The organism is Afipia sp. GW823-FHT06G09 (assembly GCF_058794875.1).
The window spans coordinates 586,788-600,435 of the sequence record NZ_JBXAHF010000001.1 but is presented as its reverse complement, the minus strand read 5'-3'; the positions used below and the strand labels follow the sequence as shown (position 1 = coordinate 600,435).

Genomic DNA, 13,648 nt, shown 5'->3' with positions numbered 1-13,648 from the left:
ACGCGAATTCGTTGCGAGGGTGCATGTTGTGCTGAAGAAATGGGTGAGCGCTGCCATCATCGGTGTTGTTGCGTGCAGCGCTCATGCCGAGGACGACTTCGTCGCGTCGCTGCGGTTGCGCGGCGGATACGACACCAATCCGCAATTCTCGACCGGCAGTGGAATTGGCGGCAGCGCTTTCATCGGAACGGACACTGCGCTTGCCGCCGGCACCAGGGAGAAAGACTACAGTTACGGTGTCGCCGCGGAAGCGAGCACGACGCAGTACGCAAATCCGTTGGCCGTGCCTGCATTGGCGGGAAAGGTTGTGCTGCGAGGAACGTACGGCGGTGACGATGCCAGCATCGCGGCTACCACGACTATCGCCGATACCAACACCTACAATCTCCGCTCGTCGGATTTCGTGCAGTCGGTGAAGGGCGAAGCGAAGTTCGGCTCCGTGAAGGTTTTCACGACGGTCGAGGGTGCCCGTTCGAGCCTGAACCAGACCAACGCGATCTTTCAGGACTTTCTGCCCAATCCACAGGTCTATTTGCGGGGCACGCTGATCCCGGGCGTCGCCTATGTTGCCGACAGGTTCGAGGTTGGAGCGTCGGTCAACCTGTCGGTGCGGCGCTATCAAAAGGAACTGGATGATTTCGGCTATCGTCGTGATAACGAGCGCGTGCAGCCGTTTCTGTTCGCGAAGTATCAGGACAAGGACATCACGGTGTTCGGCTCGCTCTCCCAGTTGTATGCGACGTTCCACGACGTCGATTTTACCAACGTGAATACGACGCTGTTCGATGCCAGTCTGTCCTGGCGGATTGCGGCGTTTACAATCGATCTCGCTGCCTACCGCCGGGCCGGAGAGACCACATTTCCGATCTCGCCGATCACAATCGATACAGCCTATACAGCGAAGGGGAGCTGGCTGGTTGAGCCGCAACTGACCCTGACGGCGGCGATCGGCTACGCCACCACCGACTACCTGGATTCGCGCTTCAGCGCGCAGACGGTGACCTACGGAATCGGCGCGTCGCACGATCTTGGAAATGGTTATGCGATCGGCCTCGATCTCACGCGCGCGCAAGGCACATTGATCTCGGGTGAGAAAGCCAGCGCGTTCGTTATCTCATCGTCGCTGACGAAGAAGTTTTCACCCTTCGCAAAGGACGGAGCGAAAGATGTGTTGAAGGACAAACCTGTCACCAAAAGTTAGGGTGGCAGCAGCCTGATCGAGCAGGGGGAGTGCCGGACCAGGCTGCCGCGCGAATGAGACTTGGGATGTGGGGGAACTCATTCGCGGTCTTGCAGTGGTCTAGACGTCAGTGCCCGCAGCCGCAGCCGCCTCCGAGCAGCCCGCCAAGGGCGCCGCCTTTGCCGAGCACGGCGCCGAGGACGCCGCCTTTGCCGGTGGTGACCGCCGCGTTGACGACGAGAGCGCCCCGGCCGTCAAGCAGGCCGAGCACGCCGCCCTTGCCGGTAAGCACGTTCGCTCCCACGTTCAGACCCTTGCCGCCGCCACCACCTCCTGCGAGGGCGGGGGCACTGATGAACGCAGTCGCGACAACGGCCAGGCACAGCATTTTCTTCATGACGTTTTCTCCACTGTTACGTGCACGACGTTGTGCACGCCGCGGACCGTATTGCGGAGAATGCCGACTGCAATCGAAAGGGAAAGATAACCTTAAACGGCAGGGGTTTTCTGCATTTTGCGACAGCATGATGCGTGACTACTTACGGACAAATACGTAAGCAGCCGCACGGCAAAATCAGTCACAGTTTTCCGAACCGCATTTTCCACGACGGCAATGCGCCGGCGAAAGGCAGCGAATTCGCCTCATAGACGCCGCGCGCGATGGCGCGCGCGACGACGTTCGCAGCCACGCCGCCGAGTTCGGTCAGGCCGTATAGCGGATCGATCGTTTTCTCGCAGGTCGCTGCCGCGAACACGATGTCGCCGTCGAGCGGCGCATGGACCGGATAGATCGCGCGGGCGAATCCGGTCTGCGCGATCATTGCAAGCCGCTGAGTCTGCGGCTTCGTCAGGATAGCGTCGGTGACGACAATGGCCAGTGTAGTGTTTTCGATCGCCGTCGCGGCAGGACCGCCCTTGAGCCGCATCGCGAGCATGTCCGCAGTGAACGCAGACGGCAGGCCATATCCGCCGAATTCGTTGTTCTGCTCGAAAGGCGCAGCCCAGAACCACGGTCCATCGCCGACATTGACATTGCCGACGGCATTGACGGACGCGATGGCCGCCACTCGTACGCCGTTGGCCATCACAGCGGAGGCGGAACCAAGTCCTCCTTTGAAATTGGCGGTGGTCGCGCCGAATCCTGCACCGACGCTGCCGAGCGCGAACGCGCCATCGGTCGCAGCGGCTGCCGCCGTGTATCCCAGATCGCGATAGGGCGGGAAGCGGCCCCATTTCTTGTTGCCGCCATTCAGCATGTCGAATTGAACGGCTCCCGGAACGATCGGGATCAGGGTGTCGCCGACCGCGAAGCCTCGTCCTTGCTCGGCCAGCCAAGCCTGCACGCCGCCACCTGCTTCAAGCCCGAACGCTGAGCCTCCCGAGAGCGCGATGGCATCGATGCGCTCGACGGTATTGACCGGTTCGAGCAGGGCGCCATCGCGGATGCCCGGGCCGCCGCCACGAACATCGGCGGAAGCGACCGCTGCTCTGTCGAATATCACGGCGGTCACTCCGGATGCGACCGCCGCGTCATGGGCATGGCCAACGCGGACGCCGGCGATGTCGGTGAGCAGGTTTTTCATATCGCTTCTCTTTCCCGGTCACGTTCCGATCACAACAAACGGAACGATAGAGACAGGAGCTTGCATAGCATATGGGCGACAGTGCAATAAGCGGCATGATCCAGGACGTCTCCATCCCCGCCGCGCTCGCCGCCGGCGTTATCAGCTTCCTTTCGCCGTGCGTGCTGCCGCTGGTGCCACCGTATCTGATCTATCTGACGGGCGCGACCATCGAGCATGTCGCCAACGACGAGGAGCAGAAGGCGTCCAAGCGGGCGGTGATGCTGTCGGCACTGATCTTTGTGCTGGGATTTTCGACCGTGTTCGTGGCGCTCGGCGCCAGCGCCAGCCTCGTCGGCGGGCTGATCCGCGCGTGGTCGGCGCAACTGTCGATTGTTGCGGGCATCGCGATCATTCTGATGGGGCTGCACTTCCTCGGGCTCACACGGATCGGCTTCCTGATGCGCGAGGGGCGCCTCCCGATTCCCAAGCCTGTCGGGCTGTGGGGCGCTTACGTCATGGGCTTAGCGTTTGCGTTCGGCTGGACGCCATGCATCGGGCCGATCCTCGCGGCAATCCTGTCGGTGGCGGCGTCGGAGACAACGGTCACGAAGGGAGCAGGGCTGCTCGCGGTCTATTCCGCCGGCCTTGGCATTCCGTTCCTGATCGGGGCATTTATGGTGGAGCAGTTTTCATCAGTGCTCGCGCGGATGAAAAAACATCTCGCCACCGTCGAACGCGTGATGGGCGTGCTGATGATTCTGGTGGGAATCGGATTCCTTACCGGCGCAGTCACGGATGTGAGCATCTGGCTGTTGGAAACCTTTCCGGCGTTGCAGAATTTCGGGTAACGGCCAGCAAAGAAAATGGCCGGGCAAGCCCGGCCACCATCATGCTGTTCGTTGAAAGGGATGCTTACGATCCCTTGTTCAGTTCGGCGTAGTTGCCCTTGGCGTCCCACTTGTAGACGACATAGTCGAGCAGCTTGATATCGCCCTTGGCGTCGAACGACAGCTTGCCCAGCACGGTGTCCCACTCGCCGCCCTTGATGGCCTCGATGACCTTCTTCGGATCGGTGCTCTTGATCTTGTTGACGGCCTGCGACCAGACCTGGAACGAGGCGTAGGTGTAGAGTGTGTAGCCTTCAGGATCGATGCCCTTCGACTTGAACTTCTCAACAATGGCCTTCGCGGTCGGCTTGTTGCGCGGATCGGGGCCGAAGGTGAACAGCGTGCCTTCTGCAGCCGCGCCGGTGATCGAGGCGAACTCCTTGTCGTTCATCGCATCGCCGGCCATCAGGATCGTCTTCAGGCCCTGATCGCGCATCTGACGCAGGATCAGGCCTGCTTCCTGATGATAGCCCCCGACATAGACCAGATCGATGTTGTCGCGCTTCAGGCGCGAGACGATGGAGTTAAAGTCCTTGTCGCCCTTGTTGTAGGATTCAAACAGCTTTTCCTTGAAGCCGGCGGCGTTCAGCGCCTTCTTGGTCTCGTCCGCAAGACCCTTTCCGTAGGTGGTCTTGTCGTTGAGGATGGCGACGTTCTTGCCGGCGAACGCCTTGACGATGTACTGCGCGGCGACAAGGCCCTGCTGGTCGTCGCGGCCGCAGACGCGGAGCACGTTCCACAGCTTGCGCTCGGTAAACACCGGATTGGTCGAGGCCGGGGTGATCTGCAGCACATTGCCTTCCGCGTAGGCTTCCGACGCCGGGATCGACGACGACGAGCAGAAGTGACCGGCGACGAACTGCACCTTCGAGCTTGCGAGCTTCTCGGCTACCGAACGCGCCTGCTTCGGATCGCAGGCGTCGTCACCGATTTGCAGGGCGAGCTTCTTCCCGTTGACGCCGCCCGCGGCGTTCAGGTCGGCGACGGCGAGATCCGCGCCGTTCTTCATCTGGCGGCCGAAGGCTGACTCGCTGCCCGTCATCGGGCCGGCGACGGCGACGGAAATGTCTTGCGCAAACGCAGCAGTCGACATGGCAATCGACGCGCCGAGTGCGAGGCCAAGGATGTGGATCGGTTTCATAGGACAGTCCTCATGAAGGTCTCGAAGGAGCGTGGCCAGACGGCCCGCTGGGCGAATAAATCCCGCGCATTGTCGGCTGATTTTACCGCCAAGTCATCGGCAATTTTGGCACCTGCTCAGGAGTTGGATGGCGCATCTTGCCGCAGCCGCCAGCCAAGGAGGCCGCTCGGTTCGTACAGCCAGTAATACTGTTTCACCATCTGTGAAGCCCGGGTGCGCTGAAACGCCAGGCAAGAGATGGTCATCAGCATTGCGGTTTCGAGCAGATAGGTCGCCGGCTGCCAGAGGGTTTCGTTGAACAGCGCGAAATGCACGAATCGCACCGCCAGTCCCATCGGAATCATGGCAATCGCCGCAATCCAGATGCTTCGCCACGTCAGTGCAATCGCCCGGCCGGCGAGCAGCGCGCAACCGCCGCCGAGCACAAGGGTGATAAACAGCACCTGAAACACGGATTCGTTGGAGTAGAGCTGACCCATCAGTGTCTGCCGCCTTCAAGATACGCAGCGCGGATTTCAGGCCGCGCCAGCAGTTCCTCGCCGGTTCCGCTGAGCGTGATCAAGCCGTTGACCATTACGTAACCACGGTTCGCCAGTTTCAGCGCGTGATTGGCATTCTGCTCGACGATCAGGACGGTCAGGCCGTCCTGCCGGTTGAGCGTGCGGACAGCGTCGAAGATCTGCCGCGCAATCAGCGGAGCGAGGCCAAGCGACGGTTCATCAAGCATCAGAAGCCTTGGACGGCTCATCAGCGCGCGTCCGATCGCCAACATCTGTTGCTCGCCGCCGGATAATGTGCCGCCGCGCTGTGCGATGCGCTCCTTGAGGCGGGGGAACAGCGTGAAAACGCGTTCGAGATCTTCATTCCGCTCCGCTTCCGTGCTCTCGACAGCGGCGTCCGCGCCCATGCGCAGGTTTTCCGCCACCGTCATGCGCGGAAAGATGCGCCGTCCTTCTGGGGACTGCGCAATACGCAGCCGAGCGACATGGTGAGTCGGCTCGTTGGTGATGTCCCGGCCGTCGAACTCGATCGTGCCGGCGCGCGCGCGTGGCCGCCCGAACACCGACATCATCAGCGTCGACTTGCCGGCGCCGTTGGCGCCAATCAGAGCCACGATCTCACCGGCGTTGATGTCGAGGTCGACGCCCTTCAGGGCTTCGATGTTGCCGTAGGCGGCGACCAGTCCGCGAATTGAGAGGAGGGGCTCGCTCATGTGCCACCCTCCATCACCTCGATGGCGGTCTTTTCGTCAGCGCCCAGATACGCGGCGATGACTCTTGGATCGTCGCGGATCTCTCGCGGCGTGCCCGCGGCGATCTTGACCCCGTGATCGAGCACGAAGATGCAGTCGGAGATTTCCATCACCACCGACATGTCGTGTTCGATCAGCAGGATCGATGTGCCGTGATCCTTGCGGATTGCTCGGAGCAATTCGCTCAGTTCGTCGCTCTCGCGCGCGTTCAGCCCAGCCGCTGGCTCGTCGAGGCAGAGAAGTGCAGGCTCGGAGCACATGGCGCGCGCGATCTCGAGCCGCCGCTGGTCGCCATAGGGCAGGTTGCCCGCGGCGTCGTCAGCGCGTGCGGTCAAACCAATGCGGTCGAGCCAATAGCGCGCTCGTTCGATGGCTTCGTCCTCGGCGCGGCGGAACCTTGGTGCGCCGACAAGACCAAGAATCGTATAGCCGGACGCCAGCATCAGCGTGTTGTGCTGTGCCACCATCAGGTTTTCCAGCGCGGTCATACCCGCGAACAGCCGGATGTTCTGAAACGTGCGCGCGACCTTCGCGACCTTGGAGATGCGATAATCGAACAGCCGCTCCAGCAGGAACTCGCGGCGATCTTCGTGAACGAGGCGCATCATCCCGGTGGTCGGCTTGTAGAAGCCGGTGATGCAGTTGAAGACGGTGGTCTTGCCCGCGCCATTCGGACCGATCAGTGCCGTGATGTCGCCGCGCTTCGCCGTGAATGACAGATCGTTGACCGCGATGATTCCGCCGAAGCGCATCGAGAGGTGATCGACGTGGAGAATGTTGTCGCCGGTGCCTGCCATCAGCCATGGCCTTCCTTGACCACGGTGGATGAAATCTGCGTCGGCTTCTCCAGAAATACCGATGGTGCGCGGTGACCGATCAGGCCACGTGGGCGCCAGATCATCAGCAGCACCATGGCCGAGCCGAACACCAGCATGCGGAACTGCTCCAGTCCTCTGAACAGTTCAAAACCGCCGATCATCGCAAGTGCGGCGAGGGCGACGCCGAGCTGGGAGCCCATGCCGCCGAGGACGACGATCGCGAGCACCAGCGCGGATTCGTGGAACGTGAAGGACTCGGGGCTGATGAAACCCTGACGTGTGGCAAAGAACGCGCCGGCGAATCCACCGAACATCGCACCGGTCGCGAAGGCCGTGAGTTTCGTGGTGGTGGTGTTGATGCCGAGCGAGCGGCACGCGACTTCGTCTTCGCGCAATGCTTCCCATGCGCGGCCGATCGGCAGGCGGCGCAGACGGATGGTGACCCAGTTGGTCAGCAACGCGAGCGCCAGGATCAAATAGAACAAAAACACCACGCGGTGTGTGGTCGAGAACTCAATGCCGAGCAGGGCTGCGAGTCCGTCGTCGGTGTTGGTCAGCGGAATGCCGAAGAACGAGGGGCGCGGAATGCCGGTGATGCCGTTCGGGCCGCCGGTGACATGCTGCCAGTTAAGCAGGATGAGGCGGATGATTTCGCCGAATGCCAGCGTGACGATGGCGAGATAATCGCCGCGCAGCCGTAGCACCGGGAAGCCCAGCAGCACGCCCCAGAAGGCGGCGAGAATGCCCGCCAGCGGCAGGCAGGCCCAGAACGACAGGCCGAAGGTCGTCGCCAGCAGCGCGTAGGAATAGGCGCCGACCGCATAGAACGCGACGTAGCCGAGATCCAGCAGGCCGGCGAGACCCACGACGATGTTCAGGCCCCATCCAAGCATGACATAGGTCAGAACGAGGATGCCGAGATCGAGGATGTAGCGCTGATCGTAAAAGATCACCGGCACCAGCAGGGCAAAGACAAGAAGCGCCGGGGCGAGAAAACGGCCGGCAGTATCGACAGCGCCTTTGGCGGATTCAGGAATAAGCGAAATGCTCTTCGATGGACCGATCCATTGCCGCAGCAATTCGACGATGATGCTGCCGAAAAACACCGCGGCCACGAGCGCGGCAAGATCACCGAACCGCGTCCAGTAGATCAGTTGTCCTTCCGGTCCGGCTTCGGTCCGGATGCCGATCATCAGCGAAAACAGAACCAGCGCCACAAGGGCGCTGATGAGGGATTTCTTGAGAATGAAAGCGACGCCGTACGGAGCAGCAGCAGCGGCTTTGGGCGCGCGGGCGGCGGGATCGGTCGGACGCGCCACGCTGCCTCTCAGACTTTTTCAACTTCCGGACGGCCGAGCAGGCCGGTCGGAAGAAAGATCAGGACGACGATCAGGATCGAGAACGCCGCGACGTCCTTGTATTCGGATGAGAAGTAGGCGGACCAGAAGGTCTCGATCAGACCGATGAGCAGACCGCCGAGCATCGCGCCGGGCAGGGAGCCGATGCCGCCGAGCACCGCCGCAGTGAAGGCCTTGATGCCGGCGACGAAGCCCATGAAGAAGTCGACCACGCCGTAATAGAGCAGGTACATCATGCCAGCGACTGCGGCGAGCGCCGCACCGATCACGAAGGTCATCGAGATGGTGCGGTCGACATCGACGCCAAGCAGCGCCGCCATGGTCTGATCCTGCTCGCAGGCGCGCATGTCGCGGCCGAGCCGTGTGCGTGCCACCAGCCACGAGAAGATCGCAAGCAGGATGACGGTGGTGACGACGACGATGATCTGGATGTTCGACAGCCGCACCACGAAACCGTCGTTCTCGAACAGCGTGTAACCGCCGGTGATGACAGGAGGCACCGGCTTGACGCGCGCGCCTTGCGACACCTGCGCGTAGTTGGTCAGGACGAACGACATGCCGATCGCGGACAGCATCGGCGCGAGGCGGAATGATTGCCGCAATGGACGGTAGGCGATCCGCTCGACGGTCCAGCCGTAAAGGGCGGTGATGGCCATCGCCACCAGCAGCACCAGCAGCAGGATCACGGGAATGGCCGTGAGGCCGATCGAAACCAGGATGAGGAACGTGATGAGGGCGATGAATCCGCCGATCATGAAAATGTCGCCGTGGGCGAAATTGATCATGCCGACGATACCATACACCATCGTGTAACCGATCGCGATCAGGCCGTAGATCGAGCCTAGCACCAGTCCGTTGATGAGTTGCTGGGCGAAATAATCCATGGGCTGCCGCGTTTGAGCAAATCTCTCGACACGTCGAAGGCCCCGGCAGCCGGATCGTCGCGTCGTCTCATTTTCTAACAGCGGGAACTGGGTGCGGCAACTGTACCGGGTGCGGCGTGGGGTCGTCGTCCACGATGTTTGCGTTGCCGCGAAATGGTCACGCCGGAACCTCGGGTTCCTCTGAAACCAATGCAGATGCCAGCGGTTGGCTCAGTGTTCAACGAAGGAGAGCCAGCATGGGTAACCAGAACAATCCGAACCAGAACCCGGGTCAGCAGAGCCAGAATCCCAGCCAGAAGCCGGGGCAGCAGCAGGGTGGCGGCCAAAAGCCGGGCCAGCAGCAGCAGGACCCGAGCCAGAAGCCAGGCCAGCAGGGCCAGCAAAAGGGCGGACACTGAATTTTCGGGCATGATCTTCATGCCCTGATTGTTCCGTTCGGACAGTCTCAGGAAGATCCCGCCGAAAGGCGGGATTTTTCTTTGGCGCGGCGTTCCGGGCCGGTTGTCCACAGGGCCGGGGGCGCCGTTAAGGTTAAGAAAGGGTTTAAATTGCCGCTCGCCTTTGAGGGGCGTTAGCTCCGCCGATCATCATTGCGGTGTCCAACAGGGCGCCGCTTTGGCCGGGGCATGATCGAAGCGCCAGTTTCGGAGCGCTATGCCCCTCAGATCAGGGCGAGGCGGCATGCCGAAGGATTGGCGGATCAGCACGTTCAATGGCGTGCTTCTGGCGTGCTATTTCATCCCGTCATGGGTGATTTCGGCGATGAAGATCTGGGTCTCGCCGATCCGCGGATTCTATGACCGCACCAATATCGCCGCCGCGATGTATGTCAGCGACTTTGTGACTCTCTCGGCGATGGGAACCATCCGCGTCGCGTGGCTGCTCGCCCTCTCCAAAGTCATCGTAGCCGCGTTCTTCTTTGTGTTTCTGCTGCTGGTGATCCGTGCGGCGATCCGCAACAAGGGCGGAGCCGACGAGGCGCTGGCTTTCGCGCTCGGGGTTGGCTCCTTCATCAGCATGGCAAGCCTGATCGCGGCGTCAAAAGTCGGCGAACTCGCGGCGCTGCGGCTTCATGCCAGTGAATCGCTGTTGCTGATCGGAGCCGCGATTTTGCTGATCGTCGATACCGATCAGGAAACTGCGCCGGCGACCGAGAAGGCAGCCGCAGCGGAGCCGCATCACAGCTACTTCTCGAGCAGCCCTAATTCCTGAACCACGGCGGCGGCTTCCTTGACCGCATGGTTGGCGGCGGGGACGCCGCAATAGATCGCCTGCTGCAGCAGGATTTCCTTGATGTCGTCCGGTGTGAAACCGCCTTCGCTCAAGGCTGCGCGCACATGGAGGCGAAATTCGTCCCATTGTCCGAGCGCCACCATGGTCCCGATCACCAGCACGCGGCGGGTACGTTCGTCGAAATGCGGACGCGTCCAGATATCACCCCATGCGTAGCGCGTGATGAGATCGATGAAGTCGGCATTGAATGCGTTCTTGCCGGTCACCGATTTATCGACCCAGGCGTTGCCGAGCACCTTGCGCCGTTTTGCCGTGCCCTGATCGCGGCGTTGATCGTCGTCCATGGCTTCTCTCAGCGCTGGGTCAGGAAGCCGACCACGGCCTCGGTGAAGTTGTGCGACTGCTCGACGTTGGAGATGTGCGCCGCGTCGAGCAGGGTCATGCTTGCATTGGGGATGTTGCTGCGGATGTACACGCTGGCTTCGACCGGCGTCGAGACGTCGTGGCGTCCTGCGATCACCAGCGTCGGCGCGGTGATGCGGGGCAGCAGGTCGCGCTGGTCGAGCCGGCTCAATGCCTCACAGCAGGCGACATAACCTTGCACAGGGGTGGCGACCAGCATGGCCTTCATGCGTGCGGTGATTTGCGGCTCGCGTTCGCGGAAATCCGCCGTCAGCCAGGCAGCAATAACGGCATCCGCGATGGATGCGATCCCACCTTCGTTGACCGCCTTGATGCGGTTCAGCCAGTTGGTCGGATCGGGATAGTAGCAGGACGTATTGGCGAGAATCAGTTTTTCGATCCGCTCCGGCGCGTTGGCGCCGAGCCACTGGCCGACCATTCCGCCCATCGACAGGCCGCACCAGTGGATCTTTTCAATATTGAGATCGTCGAGTATCGCCAGCACGTCCTTGCCGAAGCGCTCCATCGAATAGGGTCCGGCGGGAACGCCGGATTTGCCGTGTCCGCGTCGGTCGTAACGGACGACGCGATACAGCTTCGTCAGTGCCGCCATTTGCGGTTCCCACATCTGCATCGTCGCGCCGAGCGAGTTCGACAGCATGATCGTCGGTCCGCCGTCGCGCCCTTCCACCGAAACATTGAGCAGGCATCCGTCGGCGTCGATCATAGGCATATGCAGTCTCCGTCAGGTCTTGTTGTTATTCGCTGGTCAATGATGCGAGCAGCCGGTCGATCAGCGTTTGTGCGACGCCCTGATAGGCCATCGGATCGAACAGGCCCTTGAGTGTGCCTGTGTCGATATGTGTCGTGACGCGTGTATCTTCCGCGAGAACTTCATGCAAATGCCGCCGGGTTTCGATGGCCCTGCGGCTTGCGGCTTCGACGATGTGATGCGCTTCGCTCTTGCCGACTTTTTCCGCCAGCGCCATCGATACGGCCTCGGCCATCACGAGGCCTTGGGTCATGTCGAGATTGGCGCGCATCCGCTCGGGGTCGACCTCGAGTCCCTCGGCGATCTCTGCAATCGCCTCAAGCGCTCCCGATGTGACCAGTTGCAGTGTCGGCAATGTCGGCCATTCGGCATGCCAGGGGCCGGCGCTGCGTTCATGATCCTGGACCTGCGCGGCCATGATCGTCGCGGCAAGATTCGGCGCCATTGTCGCAGCGGCCAGGACTCGCGCTGCCGCCACAGGGTTGCGCTTGTGCGGCATCGTTGACGAGCCGCCACGGCCTTCGTCCGCAGGCTCGAAGGCTTCTGCGACATCGGTCTGCATCATCAGCGAGACGTCGCGGGCGATCTTGCCGCAGGTGCCGGTGAGAATGGCCAGTGCCGACGCGACGTCCGCGATTCGGTCGCGATGGGTGTGCCATGGCGCGTCCGGCAGCGGCAGCGATAGTTCCTGGGCGAGCTGTTCGGCGACCTTGAGACCGTTCTCGCCGAGTGCGGCGAGCGTTCCGGCGGCGCCGCCAAATTGCAGGGCAAGAGTTTCGCGGCGCAGGCGCTTCAACCGCTCGCGCGAGCGATGCAGCGCAGCCGCGTATTCCGCCAGCTTCAATCCGAACGGCATCGGCAGGGCATGCTGCAACCATGTGCGTGCGACAACCGCGGTCTCGCGATGCTGAATCGCCAGGCGGGCGAATCCTGCAATCGCGCGGTCAAGATCCGTGATCAGGGCGTTGATGGCGGCGCGCAGGCCCAGCATCGTGGCGGTGTCGATCACATCCTGGCTGGTCGCGCCCCAGTGCACGTAACGTGCGGCGGACGGGTCCATACTGGCGACCTTCGCAGTCAGCATTTTCACCAGCGGAATCGCCAGATTGCCGGCTTGCACGGCTGCTTCGGCCAGCGCGGGGCGGTCGAACGATTCGGCGTGACAGGCTTTTGCGATGCTGACGACGGCGCTGGCTGGAATGATGCCGACCGCGGCTTCAGCGCGCGCAAGGGCGTGCTCGAAGTCCAGCATATGCTGCAAATAGACTTCATCGTCGCACACAGTGCGCATGGCGGCGCTCGACAGCAAGGGTGCGAGCAGGGGAGGCAGGGAAGAACTCATGATGCGCGGACCCTATCCAACGCGCAGAAGCGTGCCAATAGCGCGATACCCATTGCTGAAAGCGCCGCAACATGAAGCGACATTTGCCGGGTGCATTGCGTAAGTTTTGCAACGCTCCCTCCCGCACGATACCCTTTCCTTTGCGGGCGCTGTATCCTAATTGACACTGGCAGAACCGCGGGACGCGGCCATCGAGTTAAAGGGAGGCTTGCACATGGCAATGACGATGACGGGCGAGGTGCAGCTTCCTGCTTCCCGCGAAGTGGTCTGGGAAAAGCTCAACGATCCAGCCGTGCTGAAAGCCTGCATTCCGGGCTGCGAGGAGCTGGAAAAGTCGGGCGACAACCAGTTTCAGGCCGTCGCCAAGATGAAGGTCGGGCCGGTGTCCGCGCGCTTCAAGGGCCGGGTCACGCTCAGCGATTTCGATCCGCCGAACAGCTACAAGATTTCGGGCGAAGGCGAGGGCGGTGTCGCCGGGTTCGCCAAGGGCGGCGCCACTGTGGCGCTGGCGGAAAAGGATGGCGGCACGCTGCTGAGCTATAATGTGGAGGCCCAGATCGGCGGTAAGCTCGCGCAGCTCGGTCAGCGGCTGATCAACGGCGCGGCCAAGAAGCTGGCCGATGAATTCTTCGCCAAATTCGCTGACGCGGTGAAGACGGGCTAAGGCCGTTTCGGCATATCAGGTCCTCGTACAAATCAAGCCTTCTTGTCCGGAAGCGGCGCGCCATGAGGTTGCTCATTGCCGCAATGGCCCATATTATGAATTTGGAACCATTATAAACGCGTTTTGCGCCGCGCCATGCGGTGCTGCGTG

16 protein-coding genes are annotated in these 13,648 nt (G+C 61.8%); 5 read left to right on the top strand and 11 right to left on the bottom strand.

What is annotated here, in order from left to right:
* Positions 1 to 43: 43 nt before the first annotated feature.
* On the top strand, positions 44 to 1,201 hold the full coding sequence (locus AC1Q67_RS03065) for an outer membrane beta-barrel protein (protein ID WP_492235253.1): 1,158 nt from the start codon (positions 44 to 46) through the stop codon (positions 1,199 to 1,201).
* Between the two features lie 106 nt (positions 1,202 to 1,307).
* Here the strand turns inward: AC1Q67_RS03065 and AC1Q67_RS03060 are convergent, their stop codons facing one another.
* On the bottom strand, positions 1,308 to 1,577 hold the full coding sequence (locus tag AC1Q67_RS03060; RefSeq protein ID WP_024574861.1) for a hypothetical protein: 270 nt from the start codon (positions 1,575 to 1,577) through the stop codon (positions 1,308 to 1,310).
* A 181-nt stretch (positions 1,578 to 1,758) separates the two neighbouring features.
* Complete coding sequence (locus AC1Q67_RS03055) at positions 1,759 to 2,763, bottom strand: P1 family peptidase (protein WP_492235254.1); 1,005 nt, start codon at positions 2,761 to 2,763, stop codon at positions 1,759 to 1,761.
* 95 nt (positions 2,764 to 2,858) lie between these two features.
* Here AC1Q67_RS03055 and AC1Q67_RS03050 point away from each other — a divergent pair, with 95 nt between their 5' ends.
* Positions 2,859 to 3,593 carry a cytochrome c biogenesis CcdA family protein gene (locus AC1Q67_RS03050; protein ID WP_024574863.1) on the top strand — a complete coding sequence of 245 codons (735 nt, stop codon included), beginning with the start codon at positions 2,859 to 2,861 and terminating at the stop codon, positions 3,591 to 3,593.
* 64 nt (positions 3,594 to 3,657) lie between these two features.
* Here AC1Q67_RS03050 and AC1Q67_RS03045 read toward each other — a convergent pair whose 3' ends face one another.
* The 6 genes from AC1Q67_RS03045 to AC1Q67_RS03020 all read right to left on the bottom strand — a co-directional run bounded on the left by AC1Q67_RS03045 (position 3,658) and on the right by AC1Q67_RS03020 (position 9,085).
* Positions 3,658 to 4,773, bottom strand: a complete 1,116-nt coding sequence (locus AC1Q67_RS03045; RefSeq protein ID WP_492235255.1) for a branched-chain amino acid ABC transporter substrate-binding protein — start codon at positions 4,771 to 4,773, stop codon at positions 3,658 to 3,660.
* 116 nt (positions 4,774 to 4,889) lie between these two features.
* Positions 4,890 to 5,252, bottom strand: a complete 363-nt coding sequence (locus AC1Q67_RS03040; RefSeq protein ID WP_492235256.1) for a DUF6867 family protein — start codon at positions 5,250 to 5,252, stop codon at positions 4,890 to 4,892.
* Positions 5,252 to 5,986, bottom strand: a complete 735-nt coding sequence (locus tag AC1Q67_RS03035; protein WP_492235257.1) for an ABC transporter ATP-binding protein — start codon at positions 5,984 to 5,986, stop codon at positions 5,252 to 5,254. Before AC1Q67_RS03035 ends, AC1Q67_RS03040 begins: the two co-directional genes overlap by 1 nt.
* Complete coding sequence (locus tag AC1Q67_RS03030) at positions 5,983 to 6,822, bottom strand: ABC transporter ATP-binding protein (RefSeq protein ID WP_492235258.1); 840 nt, start codon at positions 6,820 to 6,822, stop codon at positions 5,983 to 5,985. The genes AC1Q67_RS03035 and AC1Q67_RS03030 overlap by 4 nt, the downstream gene beginning before the upstream one ends.
* Positions 6,822 to 8,162: a high-affinity branched-chain amino acid ABC transporter permease LivM gene (gene livM / locus AC1Q67_RS03025; RefSeq protein ID WP_492235259.1), complete on the bottom strand. Its 1,341-nt coding sequence runs from the start codon at positions 8,160 to 8,162 to the stop codon at positions 6,822 to 6,824. The genes AC1Q67_RS03030 and livM overlap by 1 nt, the downstream gene beginning before the upstream one ends.
* 8 nt (positions 8,163 to 8,170) lie before the next feature.
* Positions 8,171 to 9,085, bottom strand: a complete 915-nt coding sequence (locus AC1Q67_RS03020; protein ID WP_492235260.1) for an ABC transporter permease subunit — start codon at positions 9,083 to 9,085, stop codon at positions 8,171 to 8,173.
* A 236-nt stretch (positions 9,086 to 9,321) separates the two neighbouring features.
* Between AC1Q67_RS03020 and AC1Q67_RS03015 the strand changes: the two genes are divergently transcribed.
* Together AC1Q67_RS03015 and AC1Q67_RS03010 are read left to right on the top strand one after the other, a co-directional pair.
* Positions 9,322 to 9,483: a hypothetical protein gene (locus tag AC1Q67_RS03015; protein WP_492235261.1), complete on the top strand. Its 162-nt coding sequence runs from the start codon at positions 9,322 to 9,324 to the stop codon at positions 9,481 to 9,483.
* Positions 9,484 to 9,766: 283 nt separating this feature from the next.
* Positions 9,767 to 10,297 (top strand): hypothetical protein, encoded by a 531-nt coding sequence (locus tag AC1Q67_RS03010; RefSeq protein WP_492235262.1) that lies wholly within the window; start codon positions 9,767 to 9,769, stop codon positions 10,295 to 10,297.
* Here the strand turns inward: AC1Q67_RS03010 and AC1Q67_RS03005 are convergent.
* From AC1Q67_RS03005 to AC1Q67_RS02995, 3 genes are read right to left on the bottom strand one after another with little or no spacing between them, the layout of a single operon-like run.
* Positions 10,270 to 10,662 (bottom strand): carboxymuconolactone decarboxylase family protein, encoded by a 393-nt coding sequence (locus AC1Q67_RS03005; RefSeq protein WP_024574872.1) that lies wholly within the window; start codon positions 10,660 to 10,662, stop codon positions 10,270 to 10,272. The genes AC1Q67_RS03010 and AC1Q67_RS03005 overlap by 28 nt on opposite strands.
* Positions 10,663 to 10,670: 8 nt before the next feature.
* Complete coding sequence (gene pcaD / locus AC1Q67_RS03000; RefSeq protein ID WP_492235263.1) at positions 10,671 to 11,453, bottom strand: 3-oxoadipate enol-lactonase; 783 nt, start codon at positions 11,451 to 11,453, stop codon at positions 10,671 to 10,673.
* A gap of 25 nt (positions 11,454 to 11,478) precedes the next feature.
* Positions 11,479 to 12,834: a 3-carboxy-cis,cis-muconate cycloisomerase gene (locus AC1Q67_RS02995; RefSeq protein ID WP_492235264.1), complete on the bottom strand. Its 1,356-nt coding sequence runs from the start codon at positions 12,832 to 12,834 to the stop codon at positions 11,479 to 11,481.
* 214 nt (positions 12,835 to 13,048) lie between these two features.
* Here AC1Q67_RS02995 and AC1Q67_RS02990 point away from each other — a divergent pair, with 214 nt between their 5' ends.
* On the top strand, positions 13,049 to 13,498 hold the full coding sequence (locus tag AC1Q67_RS02990; RefSeq protein ID WP_492235265.1) for an SRPBCC family protein: 450 nt from the start codon (positions 13,049 to 13,051) through the stop codon (positions 13,496 to 13,498).
* The last annotated feature ends 150 nt before the right edge of the window (positions 13,499 to 13,648 follow it).